Source organism: Lentzea sp. NPDC054927, from assembly GCF_053610285.1.
Window position 1 is genome coordinate 18,617 of sequence record NZ_JBSGXZ010000021.1, and the last position, 15,573, is coordinate 34,189.

Sequence of the window (15,573 nt, forward strand, 5' to 3'; positions counted from 1 at the left end):
CGTGACTCCCAAATTTTCTCGGTCGGTGTGTTTTCAGCTTGGGCCGTAAAGTGCTCATCCAGTGAGCACTTTTGCCAGAAACCTGGAGACATGCGCGCAGACCGACTAGTCGCCACGTTGTTGCTGATGCAGGCCCGCGGCCGGGTGACCGCCGCTGAGCTGGCAGAAGAGCTGGAAGTGTCCCTGGCCACCGCCCGCCGCGACCTGGAGGCGTTGTCCTCCGCGGGCGTGCCCGTCTATCCCCAGCCGGGCCGAGGCGGCGGCTGGTCGCTCATCGGCGGCGCCCGGACCGACCTCAGCGGCCTGACCTCGGCCGAGGCGCAGGCACTGTTCCTGATCGCGGGCCCTGCCGCCTCCGTGGCACCGGAAATCAAGTCAGCACTGAGAAAACTCGTCAAAGCGCTGCCGCAGACCTTCCGCGCAGAGGCAGAGGCCGCGGCCGGGTCGACGATCATCGACACCGCGGCATGGGGCGAGGACACCAGGGATCGGCCCGTGCTGGTGTCCCTGCTGCAGGAAGCGGTGGTGAAGCAGGTCCAGGTCCGCCTGACCTACCAGAAACGAGGCGAGGCACCGAAAGGCCGCACCGTCGACCCGTGGGGACTCGTCGACAAGGACGGCACCTGGTACTTCATCGCCGGCACGCGCGAGGGCCAGCGCACGTTCCGGATCGACCGCATCATGGGCGCCACGCTGACCGGCGCTCCGTCCTCCCGGCCGGCCGATTTCGAACTGACCGGCGCCTGGGACCAGGTCGTCACGAGGATGGAGGAACGCCGCTCGGAGACCACCGCCGTGATCCTGGTGCCCGAGCGGTTCCTCAAGATCTTCCAGCACCAGCACGGCCGCCACTGCACAGTGACGGAAACCGACGGCGACCACGTCAGGGTCGAGCTGACCGCCCCACGCCCGCTCGACATCGCCCGCAACGTCGCCGACTGGGGCGGCCTCATCACCGTCGAATCACCCCAGGAAGTGCGCGAACACCTCGCGACCATCGGCGCCGAGCTGGTCAGCCGATACCGGCGTGCTGCTCCAGCCGAGCCAACCGAGACATGATCATCTCCAGGATCTTCGCCGCGTCCGGGGTCGCCGCCTGCTGCTTCTTGAGGTGCACGATCCCGGCGAGCGCGGTCTGCACGGCCCGGCGCGTGCCCTTCAGATCCGCCCCCAGCGACCGCAGCACCTCACCGCCCGCGCCCTCCGGTTCCGCGACCAGTCCGAGCAGCAGGTGTTCGCACCCCACGTAGTTGTGCCCCAAGGCCATCGCCTCGACCACGGCCAGTTCCAGCGCGTTGACCGCGTCCGGGGCGAACCCGGTTCCGGAGACCTCCGATGACGGGAACCGCAGCGTCCGCGGATCGATGTCGATCGCCCGCAGCACGTCCAGGGCCAGGTTGCCGCCCTCGTCGACGAGCGCCTGCGCCAGCTCCGAGGTGGTCACGACAGGCGATGCGGCGGCCAGCCGGATCACCGTGCGCAACCGCTCGGTGAGCTGGGATCCCCGTTCACCGTCGAGGTCCTCGGGAGTCAGCCCGCGCACGGACGTGATCCGTTTCACCGAGACCTCCAGCGCGCGCTGACAGATCGCCGAGACCGGAATGTTGAGCTCTTTGACGGTTTCCGCCAGGTCATCGGGCAGGTACACGTTGATTTTCGGCATAACCCCATATGTACCCCCAGCTAGGGTTACAGTCAACGGAGAACGCGGCAACCGTCACACTTGTGAGTGATCAGAGGGGACGGGCAAACGCGTGGAGGAGAGCAGCAGGCTCATCGCGAGCCGCTACCGGTTGCGAGAGAAGGTCGGCCAGGGCGCGATGGGCGTCGTCTGGCAGGCGTACGACGAGCAACTGCATCGCGTCGTCGCGGCCAAGGAGCTCCTCGCGCTGGACGGTCTCGACGACGCCAAGATCGACCGCGCGAAGGCCAGGGCCATGCGCGAGGCACGGCTCGCCGCCCGTCTCGAGCACCCGAACGCCATCCGCGTCTACGACGTCGTGGAGGAGGACGGTCAGCCGTGGCTGATCATGGAGTACCTCCCCTCGCGCAGCCTCGCCGCCGTCATCGCCGAGCAGGGCACGCTGCCGCCACGTGAAGTGGCGCGCATCGGTTGCTACACCGCCGCCGCACTGGCCGCCGCGCACCGCCACGGCATCCAGCACCGCGACGTGAAGCCCGGCAACGTGCTGATCGGCGACCAGGAAGTCAAGATCACCGACTTCGGCATCTCGCGTGCCACCGACGACGGCACGGCCACCATGACCGGCACCGTCGGCACGCCCGCCTACTTCTCCCCCGAGGTCGCCCGCGGCGAGGACGCCGGTCTCCCCTCCGACGTCTACTCGCTCGGCGCCACCCTCTACACCGCCGTCGAGGGCGGTCCGCCGTTCGGCACCGCCGACAACCACATCGCGATGCTGCACCGCGTCGCCAGCGGCTCGATCATGCCGCCGGCCAACGCGGGCCCGCTGCTGGCCCCCGTGCTGTTCCGCCTGCTGTCCAACGAACCCGAGCGCCGTCCGTCCATGCAGGAGGCCGTCCACCTGCTGGCGGCGGTGGTGAACGAGTCGCCGCAGGTCTCCGCGGCGACCGTGGTCATCCCCGCCACCGTGGAGCTGCCGGCCGAGGCGCAGCCCGCGGAGTTGTCGAAGCAGGAGGCCGGTGCCGCCGCGGCCGGGTTGATCGCGGGTGCGGCTGCAGCGGAGGCGGCCGGACTGACCGCACCGCCCGCGAAGCCGGAACCGGAGCCCGAAGCAGTCGAGCCGGAACCCGAGCCCACGCCCGAACCAGAGCCGGAACCCGAGCCCGCACCCGCGCCCGTGCAGCCCGTCTACACGCCGCCGCCTCCCACCGAGCCCGCACCCCAGCCGGAGCCCGAGGAGAACCGCCGGAAGTTCCCACTGGTCCCGATCGCGATCGTGCTCCTCGTGCTCGCCGTGGGTGTCGGTTCGTTCCTGTTGTGGCCCAAGGGCAACAACCAGAACAACAACAACCCGGCGTCGGGCAACCCGTCGGCTTCGGGCACCCCGAACTCCAATCCGCCCTCCACCGGTCAGTCGCAGACCCAGCCGCAGCCGACGTCGGAAACCCCGACGCAGCCGACGAGCACCCCGCAGGACACCCCGAGCCAGACGCAACCGCCTCCCGCGGCGCCGCCGCAGACCGCCCAGCAGGCGATCGAGACCTACTACGCGGAGCGGCCCGGCAACCTCGAGGCAGGCTTCGCGACGCTCACCGACAACTTCAAGGTGAAACGCAACCAAACTTTCCAGACGTACCAGACGTTCTGGAGCCAGTACACGGCCGTCCGGGTGTCGAACCCCGTGCCACAGGGCGACAACGTCGTGACCGTGACGCTGCAGTACATGAAGGGCGACAGCGTCTTCACCACCGAGACGCACACGTACACGCTCGTGCAGCAGAACGGCAAGTGGATGATCGACAACCAGGCTTAGGGATCATGACTCGACGCGCACTCGTCACCGGAGCTTCCCGCGGCATCGGCGCCGCCATCGCCCACGCCCTCGCGGAGAGCGGTCACCAGGTGGCCGTCCACTTCCGTTCCGGGGCGGACGAGGCGCGGAAGGTCGCGGAAAACCTGCCGGGAGACGGTCACGTCACCGTCCAGGGCGATCTCGGGGCGAACCAGGCCGAGCAGGTCGTCAGCGGGACCGTCGAGCAACTCGGCGGCCTCGACGTCCTGGTCAACAACGCGGGCATCTACTTCCACCATCCAATCGCCACGACCGGCTTCGACGAGTGGCAGCAGGCTTGGCGCCGCACGATCGAACTCAACCTGTACGGCCCGGCCGACCTCACCTGGCACGCCGTCCGGCACATGGCGAGCGGGTCCAGGATCATCAACATCGGATCGCGCGGCGCCTACCGCGGCGAGCCCGACGCGCCCGCGTACGGCGCGGCCAAGGCCGGGCTGCACGCCATGACCCAGTCGCTGGCGCAATCCCTTGCCCCGCAGGGCATCGCGGTCGCCGGTGTCGCGCCGGGATTCGTGCGGACCGAGATGGTCACGGACTTCCTGGCCGGCCCCGAGGGCGACACCATCCGCGCCCAGAGCGGGTTCGGCCGCGTGGCCGAACCGGAAGAGGTCGCCGCGGCCGTCGCGTGGCTCGCCACCGAGAAGGCCACCTGGGCCAGCGGAACGATCATCGACGTCAACGGGGCGTCCTACCTCCGGTGATTCCCCGAACCGGACCGGAACCAGTTCCGGTCCGGAGTTGATCTTCCAGCAACCGGTCTAGACCACTAACGTCGCGAGTGGGCGCTCGACGAAGTGGAAGGCAACCCCTGCAATGCGTTCACTCCGATCACGCCTCGGTGCAGTCGGCCTAGCGCTGGCCGCCGCCGCGGCGACGATGACTGTCATGGCGCCTGCCGCGCAGGCCGCCTATCCCGCCGGGTTCAAGAGCGTCGGCTACATGCCTTCGTGGGCCGGCAACGTGAGTTCCATCCAGTACAGCAAGCTGACGCACATCAACTACTCCTTCGTGCTGCCGAACTCCAACGGCACGCTCCAGGGTGTTCCCGACCCCGGCAAGCTCCAGCAGCTGGTGAGCCTCGGCCACCAGAACGGCGTCAAGGTCTCGATCGCGGTCGGTGGCTGGAACAACGGCAACGACGACAACTTCGAGATCCTCGCGGCCAGCGCCAACGGCCGCACGACGTTCGTCAACGCGATGATCAACCTCGTCAACCAGTACAACCTCGACGGCGTGGACATCGACTGGGAGTACCCGGATCCGGGTGCCGAGGGTGACAACTACACCCTTCTGATGCGGCAGCTGGGCGACCAGCTGCACAGCCGCGGCAAGCTGCTCACCGCCGCGGTCGTGTCCGAAGGCGGCACGGCGAACGGCGTGCAGCCCGCGGTGTTCGGCATCGTGGACTGGCTGAACATCATGGCCTACGACGGTGGCAGCCCGCACGCGAACTACGACTGGTCGATCGCTTCCGTCAACTTCTGGAAGAACCGCGGGCTGCCGGCGAGCAAGGCCGTTCTCGGTGTGCCGTTCTACAGCCGGCCGACCTACATCGCCTACCGCGATCTGGTCGCGCAGGACCCGGCCAACGCCAACCGCGACTGCTACAACGGCAACTGCTACAACGGCCTGCCGACCATCCGTCGCAAGACGACGTGGGCGCTGTCCAACGCGGGCGGCATCATGAACTGGGAGCTGTCCCAGGACACGACCGGTGCCACCAGCCTGCTCAACGCGATCTGGGAAACCGCCGGCAACGGCACCCCGAACCCGCCTGGCGGCACCATCGTCGGCTACGGCGGCAAGTGCGTCGACGTGGCGGGTGCGAACGCGGCCAACGGCACCGCGATCCAGCTGTGGACCTGCAACGGGACCAACGCTCAGCAGTGGTCCCGCAACGGCAACTCCGTCCGCGCCCTGGGCAAGTGCCTGGACGCGACCGGTACCGCCAACGGCGCCGTGACCCAGCTCTGGGACTGCACCGGCGCCGGCAACCAGCAGTGGACCTCGGAGGCCAACGGCCAGCTGCGCAACACGGCGTCAGGAAGATGTCTCGACGCCACCGGTCCGAGTTCCGCCGACGGCACCAGGCTTCAGCTCTGGGACTGCGCCGCCAGCGCCAACCAGCGCTGGACGTTCAGCTGAATCGTTTGACCGCAGGAATTTCAGCCCGATGACGCAGGCGATGATCCCGGCGAGGAACACGATCTTCCACATGGAGACCGACTCCTCACCGGTGATCATCGCCCACGCCACGGTCAGCGCCGCGCCGATCCCGACCCACACGGCGTACGCGGTCCCGACCGGAATCCGTTTCATGGCAAAAGAAAGCCCCACCATGCTCACCGTCGCGGCCAGCACGAAGAGCACATAGGACTGATGGGACAACGAGGTCGCCCACACGGCCTCCAGCACAGCGCTGGCCAGCAGCACACCCCAGTACATCAGCTCACCGCCTTCAGGCCCGCGACGCAACCGATCAACGCGATCAGCAGCAACGCCTTGGCCACCCCGAGCTTCTCCTCCCGGCGGATCACCGCCACGAGCACCGTGAGCACGGCCCCCACGCCGACCCACACCGCGTACGCCGTGCCGACCGGGATCTCCCGCATCGCCCACGCGAGGCCGACGACGCTCAAGGTCATAGACACGGCGAACACCACCACCGGCCACGGCCGGCGGAAACCCTTCGACGCCGCGAGCGCCGTGGCCCAGACGGCCTCCAGCACTCCCGACGCGACCAGCACCATCCAGTACATTGGTACGACCGTACCAGAAACGCTCGACGTCGCCGCTACGATCTAGGACACATGGCACCCAGCCTGGAGAACCTGCTGGTCGTAGGCGTCGCGTCGAGCGCGCTGTTCGACCTGACCGAGTCCGACGCCGTCTTCTCGTCCGACGGCGAACAGGCCTATCGCGCCTACCAGGAAGCCCACCTCGACCGACCGTTCGGTGCCGGTGTCGCATTCCCGTTCATCCGCCGGCTGCTGCAGCTCAACTCGCTGGGGCCGCTGGTCGAGGTGATCGTGCTGTCGCGCAACTCCCCCGACACCGGGCTGCGGATCCTGCGGTCGGCCGCTCATCACGGGCTCACGATCTCGCGCGCGATCTTCACCCAGGGACGGGCGCCGCACGAGTACATGCCGGCGCTGAACATGTCGCTCTTCTTGTCCGCCAACGAGAACGACGTGCGCCGGGCGACGGCGGCCGGGTTGCCCGCCGGCCAGGTCCTGAAGTCCTCGTTCAAGGACGATGACGATCCGGCGTTGCGGATCGCGTTCGACTTCGACGGGGTGCTGGCCGACGACGCGTCCGAGCGGGTCTACCAGGCCGGTGGGCTGGACCGGTTCCAGGAACACGAGGCGACCAATGTGGTGACGCCGTTGGATCCTGGGCCGTTGCGGGATTTTCTGGCCGGGGTCAACCGGATCCAGCGGCTGGCTGAGGATCGGATCCGGGTTTCGGTGGTGACTGCCCGGTCCGCGCCGGCTCATGAGCGGGCGATCAACAGCCTCAAGGCTTGGGGGCTGACGGTGAACGACGCGTTCTTCTTGGGCGGGTTGAAGAAGGCGCCGATTCTGGACGTGTTGAAGCCGCACATCTTTTTCGACGACCAGCGCGGGCATTTGATCCAGACCGTGCCGTGCGTGCACATTCCGTTCGGCATCACCAACGAGTGATCAGGAGCATCAAGAAGTGCCTCTCCTCGTCGGCCCGTCCCTGCCCGCCGGTTCTCTTCGCGCGCTTGGCCAACCACACCTCGACGTCGGCGACGGCACGACGTTGCGGCCGTGGCGTGAGACTGACGTCCAGACCGTGATGGCTGCCTTCGCATGCCCTGACATCCAACGGTGGCACGTCAGGCGCATGGACACTGCTGACGAAGCCCGCTCGTGGATCACGGGCTGGGTGGCGCGCTGGGACGACGAAACGGATGCCAGCTGGGCGATCGCGGACAGCCGTGACCAGCCGGTCGGACAGGTCGGCCTGCGGGCCGTCTCCCTCTTCGAAGCGTCGGCGGACCTGTCGTACTGGGTGCTGCCCGAAGCACGTGGCGCCGGGGTCGCCGTGCGCGCCACGGATACCTTGACGCGATGGGCTTTCGACACCGTTGGGTTGCACCGGATCTCACTGGAGCACTCCACGGCCAACCTGGCGTCGTGCCGGGTCGCCACCAGGCTCGGGCTCGACCTCGAAGGCATCCTGCGAGGCGCCGTACGTCATGCGGACGGCTGGCACGACATGCACAGGCACGCCCGCCTGCGACATGACGAAGCCCGGCCACCCAAAGGATGACCGGGCTTCATCACCGAGAACTAGCGAGCGAGACCGTTCTCGATCGCCTTGATGATCGCCGGCCGCAGCTCCGCAGCCGAGATGATCGCGTCCACCGACCCGACCTCCACCGCGCGCTGCACGCTGTGCACGCGGTCGAACTCGGCAGCCATCTCGTTCAGCTTCTCCGTCCGCACCGACTGCCGAGTGGTCGCCAGTTCGGCGGTCAGAGCAGCACGCTCGGCACCGGAAGCCTCCGACACGGCGGACTCCAGCTTCTTCACCCGCGGGTCGTTGGCCGTGCGACCGTCGACCTCGCGAGCGAACACCACGGCCGCGGCAGGCGCGCCGCCGATGACCGAGGCGAAGGAGCCGTCGACGGCCAGGACCGTCATCGACGGGTTCAGGGCCTTCGAGAAGACCACGAACGCGCCGCCGTGGTACCGCGAGATCACGCAGAACACGATGGGGCCGTTGAAGTTCACGATCGCGCGGCCGATCTCCGCGCCGTACTCCAGCTGGAGTTCGCGCATCGACTCCGGGGAGCCGTCGAAGCCGGACAGGTTGGCCAGGACGACCAGGGGCCGGTTGCCGGAGGCCGCGTTGATGGCGCGGGCCGCCTTCTTCGACGACTTCGGGAACAGCGTGCCGGCGGTGTAGGTGTCCGGGCCGTCGGTGGGCGGGAAGCCGGTGCGGGCCACGCCGCGCGACTCGATGCCCAGCAGCGTCACCGGGATGCCGCCGAGGTGGACGTCCTGCACGACGGCGGTGTCGGCGTCGGCCATGCCCGCCCAGCGCTCCAGGACGTCGTGGTCCTGGTCGGAAAGGGCGCGCATGACGGTGCGGATGTCGAACGGCTTCTTGCGGTCCGGGTTCGACTCGACCGAGAAGATCTCGCCGACCGTCGTGAACGGGCTGTCGCCCACCACGTGCGGGTACGACGACACGTCGCGCGACGAGGGGTCCGTCGTGGGCACTCGGCGCGGGCCGGGCTCACCGGGAGCGATGTAGCTGTGCTCGTAGTGGGCCAGCAGCACGTCGAACGCCGAACGCAGGTTCGGGGCCCAGTACTGCGCCTGGCCGTTCGGGCCCATGACGCGGTCGTAGCCACCGATGCCGTAGTTGTCCTCGGCCGAGACGCCGCCGGAGAAGTCCAGGGCCTGCTTGCCGGTCAGCACCATGGCGGAGTCCGGCGTCATGACCAGGATGCCCTTGGTGTGCATGAGCATCGTGGCTTCGGCGTTCCAGTAGGGCTGGGCGCCGACGTTGATGCCGTTGACCACCACGTTGATCTCGCCACCGGCCTGCGTGAACTCGACGATCCGCTTCAGCGCGGCGGCGACCCAGTCCATGTTCTCGACACCGGAGCTCATCGAGATCTTGGCGCCGGAGGACAGCGAGAACCATTCCAGCGGAACGGAAAGCTCGGTCGCGAGGTCCAGGGCGTGAATGACCCGCGAGCACTCGGGCTCGGCCAGAGCGCCGAGGGACTTGGTCGGGTCGCCCAGCAGGACGACGCGCTTCATGCCCTCGGGGTACGCGGGCGTCGGCGTGGTCACCACACCGACGACGATGCCGGCCTTGTTGCCACCGCGCGGACGGTCCACCGGCACCAGCGAACCGTCGACGAGGTCGTGCTCCACAAAGGACCCACCGTCGCCGACGAGCATGTCGACCAGCTCGTACGGGTAGATCGTGCCGCGTGACTGGGCGCGCAGGACGTTCTGGCGGTAGTCGTCGAGCGGCTGGATCGGGTCGGTCGGCGGCTGCACGAACGAGAACCGCACGCCCGCGCCCGCGTCGTTCGCGATCCGGACGCCGATGTCGGTGAGCTCACCGGTGACGGGGTCCTTGCGGCGCGCCAGGAACAGGACCTCCTCCAGGTCGAGGCCCGTGGTCGTCGGCAGCACGCGGGAGGCGACGGCGTCCAGGTCCTTGGAGGACAGGTCGGTCGGCGGCCACGCGTAGAGCACCACGCGGTTCGTCGCGAGCCGGGTACGACCGCCGGCCTGCGCACGAGCCCGCCGGATGCCGTCCAGACAGGTCGCCAGCACGTCCTCGGCGGCGGGGAGCGCCACGATCCGGCCCTCGTCGTCGCGCAGCGGCGTCAGGTCGCGGACCTGGGCCAGTGCGACGAGACGCTCGTCGGACTTGTTCGACTTGGCCACCGCGCGGAACAGGTACACGTCCTCGTCCACAGAGGACAGACGCGTCAGGTCGAACTCCCGCAACCGCTCCAGCTGCATGCGTTCGGCGATGCGCGGGTGCAGCCCGCGCACCAGCCTCTCCTCCGCGAACCCGTTGGAAGACGGGCGGAACGTGAAGTGGTGGTGCATCGACTCACCACGGCGGCCCGCCACCGTGGTGGTGATGCGGGTGACCGTCGGCGGCAGCTGGTGCGCGGCCAGTGCGGCCCCCAGACCGGCGGCCATCTCGTCCTGGTCCGACGGCCCGTCGGGCCAGTTGACGTAGAGGTCCGCGACGACCGCGGTGCCGTTGCCGTGCTTGACCACGTCACCGATCGCGTCGGTCAGCGAGGGGAACTCCACCGCGGTCGACACGAGACGGGTCTGCTCCGGCTCGTTCTCCGCGATGAAGAACGCACCGCTCACGCGCGGCTTCTCCAGCGCCTTCTTGGTGTAGTAGCGGCGGGCCAGCACCTCCAGCAACGGGGTGTTGTCCGCGCCGGGCTTGCCGATGCGCTGACCGAGCAGGCGCACCAGCGGTTCGGCGGACGCCACCATGGCGGCGATCCGCTCCTCGCGGTCGGCGGCCTGCGGCTCGGCGTCCAGGTGGATCAGGTGCTTGCGGACCTCGCTGTGCACGCGGGCGCGGTTGCGGCGCACCAACGGCTGGGCGAACCAGGCGAACACCACGCTGCGGGCCAGGTCGGCGACCGCCGGGTAGCGGACCTGCGTCGCGGCGACGATGTGCTCCAGCACCAGGCCGATCTGCACCTGCTCGGACTCGACCGGCGGCGCCTCCTGCACCCACTGGCGCAGCAGGGTCGTCGCGACGGCCGCGTCGAACACGCCGCGGCGCAACGCCACGAACACGCGGAAAACGGCCTGCTCCAGCTCCGGCGTGCGGTCGAGCTCGGTGATCCCGTAGTGGCCGATCACGTTCTGCAGGCGGGCGCGGAAGCCCTCCGGCAGTGCCGCGCGGTCGGCGTCCAGTGTCTTCAGGTACGTGTGGAAGTGCTCGCGCGGAGAGTGGATGTGGTTCTCCGGCTTGGTCTCCTCACCGGCGGGGCGGTTGCGGGAGAGGTCGCACACGTCGGCGAAGATGCCGAGCAGCTTGGCCTCCTCGACCAGAGGCCGCTCCTGCAGGTCGTGCCGCGCGCCCATGTAGTTCGACAGCACTCGCGCGGTGTCGAGGGCGGTGGTGTCGAAGCCCAGCAGCAACGCGCGCAGGTCGTCGAGACCGCGGGCGACGAGCTCCTCCGGCCGCACGTCCGTGCGCGGCTCGGGCAGCTCCAGCTCGACCGACGACTCGGACTTCTGCACCTCGGCGGCGCCGTCCGCGTCCTCGATCTCCTCGAGCTTCAGCAACGGTCCACCGGCGGGCACCTGGGTGCCGACGGCGACGTTGAGCTCCTTCAGGCGAGCGCGGAACGGCGCGCGCAGCACCGTCTCCATCTTCATCGCCTCGAGCACCAGCACCGGCGCCCCGGCCTCGACCTCGGCGCCGACCTCCAGCGGGGTCGCGACGACCAGCGCGGGCATCGGCGAGCGCAGCACGCCGCCCTCGTCGCGGGTGACGCGGTGGGTGACGCCGTCGACCTCGACCTGGTGGACCGGGCCGTGCGTGCCGGTGACGACGCGGAAGCGCGTGCCGTTCACGGTGATGGTGCCGACGTGGTGGTCGAACCGCTCGACGTCGACGTCGCCGGTCAGCACGACGTCCGAGTCGGCAGCGGACACCCCGACGCGGTACTTCGCGGCACCGACGCGGGCGACCTGCACCAGGTACGGCTGGCCGCGCAGGACGAACTCCAGCTTGCCCGCGCCCTCGTGGTTCGTGCGCGGCTGGCCACCGCGGGCGGACACCAGCAGCTGGGTGCGGTTGAGCTGCTCCTCGTCCTCGTACACCTCGATGCCGGCCGCGGCCAGCGCGATGGCGGAGTGACGGTGCGAGACCAGGCCGCCCTCGGCGCGGACGCGGTCGATCCACGACGTGTCGGCGGAGCCGTCGATCACGGCGGGCTCGTCCAGCAGGTCGAGCACGAAGCTCTTGTTGGTCGTGCCGCCCTCGATGATGACGGTCGTCTCGGCCATCGCGCGGCGCAGCTTGCCCAGCGCCTCGTCGCGGTTGCGGCCGTACGCGATGATCTTCGCGATCATCGAGTCGAAGTCGGCGGGGATCTGCGAACCCTCGGCCACACCGGTGTCGACGCGGATACCGGGGCCGGCGGGCAGCTCCAGCCGAACGATCGTGCCGGGGCACGGCGCGAAGTCGCGGTCCGGGTCCTCGGCGTTCAGGCGGGCCTCGACCGCGTGGCCGAGCTCGACGGGCTTGGGGCCTTCCAGCCTGCCGCCACCCGCCACGTGCAGCTGCGCCTTGACCAGGTCGAAGCTGGTGGTGATCTCGGTGATCGGGTGCTCGACCTGCAGGCGGGTGTTGACCTCGAGGAACGCGAAGAGCTTCTCACCGGGGTGGTAGAGGAACTCGACGGTGCACGCGCCGCGATAGCCCACCGCGTTCGCGAGCCGTTCCGCCGACGTCTTCAGTTCGTCGACCTGGTGCTGCTCCAGCACGCAGGAGGCCGACTCCTCGATGATCTTCTGGTTGCGCCGCTGCACCGAGCAGTCGCGGACGCCGAGCGCCCACGCCGTGCCCTGGCCGTCGGCGATGACCTGCACCTCGACGTGCCGGGCGCCGGTGACGAGGCGCTCCAGGAACATCACGCCGGAGCCGAACGCGCGCGCGGCCTCCAGGCTGGTGCGCTCGAAGTTCTCCTCCATCTCGGCGGGGGAGGTGATCTTGCGGATGCCGCGGCCACCACCACCGGCGGTCGCCTTGAGCATCAGCGGGTAGGTGACCTCCTCGGCCACCTTGAGCGCGTGCTCCAGGTCGGTGACGGCACCCTTGCTCCACGGAGCGACGGGAACGCCGACCTCCTCGGCGATCAGCTTCGAGCCGATCTTGTCACCGAGCTTGCGCATGGCCTCGGCCGACGGACCGACGAAGGTGACCCCGACCTTCTCGCACAGTTCGGCGAACTCGGGGATCTCGGCGACGAAGCCCCAGCCGACCCACGCGGCGTCGGCCTTGGTCTCGACGAGTGCCTTCTCCAGCACCTCGAGGTCGAGGTACGGACGATCGGCCGCCAGGCCGAGGTTGTAGGCAAGATCGGCTTCCCTGACGAAGGGCGCCGACTTGTCGACATCGGTGAACAGGGCGACGGTCTCGATCCGTTCCCCTGACTCGGCGGCGAGTTCACGGACGGCGTGGATCAGCCGCATTGCGGCTTCCCCGCGGTTGACGATCGCTACACGACTGAACAACGACTTCTCTCCTCGCGGACAGACAACCTCAGCGGCAGTCGCCGCCCAATCGATGTACACACTCTCGTCTACTACCCGGTAGGAAAACCGCTAGATCGAAGCGAGTTGAGCAGCGTGCTTTGTATGAAACCAACAAGGCACCAGGTCCTCGGCACAGATTCACTTGAGCCCGTGTCCCAACTCACGACGGGGCTGTTCACCCACTTGCGACCACCCGATGCCCGCCACCAACACGAGCGGTAACGCCGTGATCACCAAGGCGGTTCGGACGGACACCGCGTCGGCCAGGACTCCCCCGGCCAGCGCACCCACGGGCTGCCCCACTCCGAAGGTCACCATGCGTCCTACCAGGCCGACTCTGCCCTGGAGGTGATCAGGTGTCACCAGCTGGCGCACGGTCAGCCCGTTCACGATCACGATCGTCGAGGTCAGACCCCACAACGCCGTGCTGATCACCGCGCCCCACCACAGCTGCACCCCGGCCAGCAGCCCCATCACCACGACCCCGGCGGAGAGCCCGATCACCGTGACGTGGCGGGGTGAGCAGGAGTCACTGATCTTGGGCATGACGACGGTCGCGGCGAACGACCCGGCCGCCAGCGCGCTGAACAGCACGCCGATCCGCGCGTCGTTCTCCGGGACGTCGAACACCCGGATCGCGTAGACCACCAGAAGCCCGGACACCGCACCGCCCGCGACGGCTTGACCGACACCCAGGGCGGTGAAGAGCCGGACTGTGGGTTCCCTCCACAGGAACTCGAGTCCTTCCCGGATGTCCGCGCTGAGCGAGATCCGGGGTTCTCGTAGTTGGTTCAGCGGCCTGAGGATCGTCCGGACCAACGCCGCCGACGCCGCGAAACTCAGCGCGTCGAGCGCCATCGTCCCGGCCGGCCCGATCACCGCGATCAGCACGCCCGCGACCGACGGCGCCACGACGTGCACGGCGGTGGAGGTACTCCAGATGGCGCTGTTCGCCCGCACGAGCTGTTCGTTCCCGACGAGCGCGGGCAGGGCCCCGAAGTTGGCCGCGTCGAACCACACGTTCGCGCTCGCCACTCCCCCGGCCACGACCAGCAGGTGGGCCGGGGTCAGCGCGTCGAACACGGCCGCCACGGGCACGCTCACCAGGAGCCCGGCGCTGGCCAGGTCGGTGACGACCATGACCGTGCGCCGGTGCATTCGGTCGACGAGCGCGCCCGCGAGCAGCCCGAACACGAGGTAGGGCGCGGCGGCCAGGGCCGCTAGCGCTCCCGTGTGCACGGCGCTGCCGGTGAGCGAGTACATGAGGACGGGCAGCGCGACGCCCGACAACGCGGACCCTGCGGTCGAGATCAGCCTGGCGAGCCAGAGCTTCCCGAACTCGCGATCGGTCCACAGGGTCCCCAACTCACGGGTCCGGAGATCAGGACTGCGGAATCCGGATCACGTCCCCGGGATGGATCACGTTGGGGTTCGTGATGACGTGCGGGTTCGCCCGGACCAGCCGCGTGTAGAGGTTGCCGTTGCCGTAGTAGTGCGCGGCGATCGCGAACAAGGTGTCGCCCGGCTTGATCGTGTACTCCTGGTAGACGCGGTACCCCGGCATGATCCGCGGCCCGTACACCACGGGCACGATGATCTTGTCGAGCTCCTCGCCGTCCTTGGGCGACACCCAGAACACCTCGACGAAGAGCCGGTCGAGCGCGAACGCCGCACCGGACACGTCGACGCTCACCTGGAACTGGCCGTGGCCACCGACCCCGTCACCGGCCATGAACCCGCCGACGACCTCGTCGTGCCCCTCGTGGATCCGGTAGTTGAACTGCGCCTCGAACGCCCCGCCCGCGGTACCGGCGATCTGGACGTGACTTCCGACGAGACCGAGCGGCCTCGGTTGCTGGACATCGATCGACATGGGTGAGTCCCTTCCTCGCCTAGTGGCGTGGCTCGAAACGTTGCCGAGCGAATTCGCGGTCAGACGGGCGCATCGTGGTGCCGCCCCCGCGTCCTCATACCGGAGTCGTATGGGGGCGCGGGGGCGGTGCCGCGAGGCGTCCTGCTGAGCGTGAATTCACCGCCAACGTTTCGAGCCACACCACTTAGGTCGCGGCGGGGAACAGGGGTGTTGCCGGGGGTCACCCCGGTGGCGCAACGGGTGGTGATGGAGGACGGAGTCGAACCGCCTTTGCCCGAGGCTCCTGTTTTACAGACAGGCGGGGCTCCACAGCCCCATCTCCACCATTGTCGCAACTCATTTATCCGGCCCCTGAGCTGCGGTAACACGGATATTTTGGGGCTCAGCGCCAGGT

The 15,573-nt window shown here is 68.8% G+C and carries 12 protein-coding genes and 1 tRNA gene; 6 read left to right on the top strand and 7 right to left on the bottom strand.

Annotated elements, in window-relative coordinates:
* Nucleotides 1-90 precede the first annotated feature (90 nt).
* Nucleotides 91-1,059, top strand: a complete 969-nt coding sequence (locus ACWGE0_RS25660; protein WP_452263441.1) for a helix-turn-helix transcriptional regulator — start codon at nucleotides 91-93, stop codon at nucleotides 1,057-1,059.
* Here ACWGE0_RS25660 and ACWGE0_RS25665 read toward each other — a convergent pair.
* A complete protein-coding gene (locus ACWGE0_RS25665; protein ID WP_452263442.1) occupies nucleotides 1,013-1,663 on the bottom strand; it encodes a Clp protease N-terminal domain-containing protein in 651 nt (216 codons plus the stop codon). The genes ACWGE0_RS25660 and ACWGE0_RS25665 overlap by 47 nt on opposite strands.
* A gap of 91 nt (nucleotides 1,664-1,754) precedes the next feature.
* Between ACWGE0_RS25665 and ACWGE0_RS25670 the strand changes: the two genes are divergently transcribed.
* The 3 genes from ACWGE0_RS25670 to ACWGE0_RS25680 all read left to right on the top strand — a co-directional run bounded on the left by ACWGE0_RS25670 (nucleotide 1,755) and on the right by ACWGE0_RS25680 (nucleotide 5,645).
* On the top strand, nucleotides 1,755-3,458 hold the full coding sequence (locus ACWGE0_RS25670; RefSeq protein ID WP_452263443.1) for a serine/threonine-protein kinase: 1,704 nt from the start codon (nucleotides 1,755-1,757) through the stop codon (nucleotides 3,456-3,458).
* Nucleotides 3,459-3,463: 5 nt separating this feature from the next.
* Nucleotides 3,464-4,201, top strand: a complete 738-nt coding sequence (locus tag ACWGE0_RS25675; protein WP_452263444.1) for an SDR family NAD(P)-dependent oxidoreductase — start codon at nucleotides 3,464-3,466, stop codon at nucleotides 4,199-4,201.
* A 184-nt stretch (nucleotides 4,202-4,385) separates the two neighbouring features.
* Nucleotides 4,386-5,645 (top strand): glycosyl hydrolase family 18 protein, encoded by a 1,260-nt coding sequence (locus ACWGE0_RS25680; protein WP_452263445.1) that lies wholly within the window; start codon nucleotides 4,386-4,388, stop codon nucleotides 5,643-5,645.
* Here ACWGE0_RS25680 and ACWGE0_RS25685 read toward each other — a convergent pair.
* Nucleotides 5,541-5,945, bottom strand: coding sequence for a DMT family transporter (locus ACWGE0_RS25685; RefSeq protein ID WP_452263446.1), 405 nt, complete (start codon nucleotides 5,943-5,945; stop codon nucleotides 5,541-5,543). The genes ACWGE0_RS25680 and ACWGE0_RS25685 overlap by 105 nt on opposite strands.
* On the bottom strand, nucleotides 5,945-6,259 hold the full coding sequence (locus tag ACWGE0_RS25690) for a DMT family transporter (protein WP_452263447.1): 315 nt from the start codon (nucleotides 6,257-6,259) through the stop codon (nucleotides 5,945-5,947). Before ACWGE0_RS25690 ends, ACWGE0_RS25685 begins: the two co-directional genes overlap by 1 nt.
* Nucleotides 6,260-6,310: 51 nt before the next feature.
* Here ACWGE0_RS25690 and ACWGE0_RS25695 point away from each other — a divergent pair, with 51 nt between their 5' ends.
* Both ACWGE0_RS25695 and ACWGE0_RS25700 read left to right on the top strand, forming a co-directional pair.
* Entirely contained in the window at nucleotides 6,311-7,183 is an 873-nt protein-coding gene (locus ACWGE0_RS25695) for a 5'-nucleotidase (protein WP_452263448.1), read from the top strand.
* 16 nt (nucleotides 7,184-7,199) lie between these two features.
* Nucleotides 7,200-7,799, top strand: coding sequence for a GNAT family N-acetyltransferase (locus tag ACWGE0_RS25700; RefSeq protein WP_452263449.1), 600 nt, complete (start codon nucleotides 7,200-7,202; stop codon nucleotides 7,797-7,799).
* Between the two features lie 20 nt (nucleotides 7,800-7,819).
* Here ACWGE0_RS25700 and ACWGE0_RS25705 read toward each other — a convergent pair whose 3' ends face one another.
* From ACWGE0_RS25705 to ACWGE0_RS25720, 4 genes are all read right to left on the bottom strand, one after another.
* Entirely contained in the window at nucleotides 7,820-13,285 is a 5,466-nt protein-coding gene (locus ACWGE0_RS25705) for an ATP-binding protein (protein ID WP_452263450.1), read from the bottom strand.
* A gap of 159 nt (nucleotides 13,286-13,444) precedes the next feature.
* Nucleotides 13,445-14,671 (bottom strand): MFS transporter, encoded by a 1,227-nt coding sequence (locus ACWGE0_RS25710; RefSeq protein ID WP_452263451.1) that lies wholly within the window; start codon nucleotides 14,669-14,671, stop codon nucleotides 13,445-13,447.
* A gap of 16 nt (nucleotides 14,672-14,687) precedes the next feature.
* Nucleotides 14,688-15,179: a Gmad2 immunoglobulin-like domain-containing protein gene (locus tag ACWGE0_RS25715; RefSeq protein ID WP_452263452.1), complete on the bottom strand. Its 492-nt coding sequence runs from the start codon at nucleotides 15,177-15,179 to the stop codon at nucleotides 14,688-14,690.
* Between the two features lie 241 nt (nucleotides 15,180-15,420).
* Nucleotides 15,421-15,504: transfer RNA gene (locus ACWGE0_RS25720), tRNA-Tyr, on the bottom strand.
* Between the last annotated feature and the right edge of the window lie 69 nt (nucleotides 15,505-15,573).

Bases quoted from the DNA above. Each gene is read 5' to 3' on its own strand.
- ACWGE0_RS25660 (WP_452263441.1), top strand. From the start codon at position 91: ATGCGCGCAGACCGACTAGTCGCCACGTTGTTGCTGATGCAGGCCCGC.
- ACWGE0_RS25665 (WP_452263442.1), bottom strand. From the start codon at position 1,663: ATGCCGAAAATCAACGTGTACCTGCCCGATGACCTGGCGGAAACCGTC.
- ACWGE0_RS25675 (WP_452263444.1), top strand. From the start codon at position 3,464: ATGACTCGACGCGCACTCGTCACCGGAGCTTCCCGCGGCATCGGCGCC.
- ACWGE0_RS25680 (WP_452263445.1), top strand. From the start codon at position 4,386: ATGGCGCCTGCCGCGCAGGCCGCCTATCCCGCCGGGTTCAAGAGCGTC.
- ACWGE0_RS25685 (WP_452263446.1), bottom strand. From the start codon at position 5,945: ATGTACTGGGGTGTGCTGCTGGCCAGCGCTGTGCTGGAGGCCGTGTGG.
- ACWGE0_RS25690 (WP_452263447.1), bottom strand. From the start codon at position 6,259: ATGTACTGGATGGTGCTGGTCGCGTCGGGAGTGCTGGAGGCCGTCTGG.
- ACWGE0_RS25695 (WP_452263448.1), top strand. From the start codon at position 6,311: ATGGCACCCAGCCTGGAGAACCTGCTGGTCGTAGGCGTCGCGTCGAGC.
- ACWGE0_RS25715 (WP_452263452.1), bottom strand. From the start codon at position 15,179: ATGTCGATCGATGTCCAGCAACCGAGGCCGCTCGGTCTCGTCGGAAGT.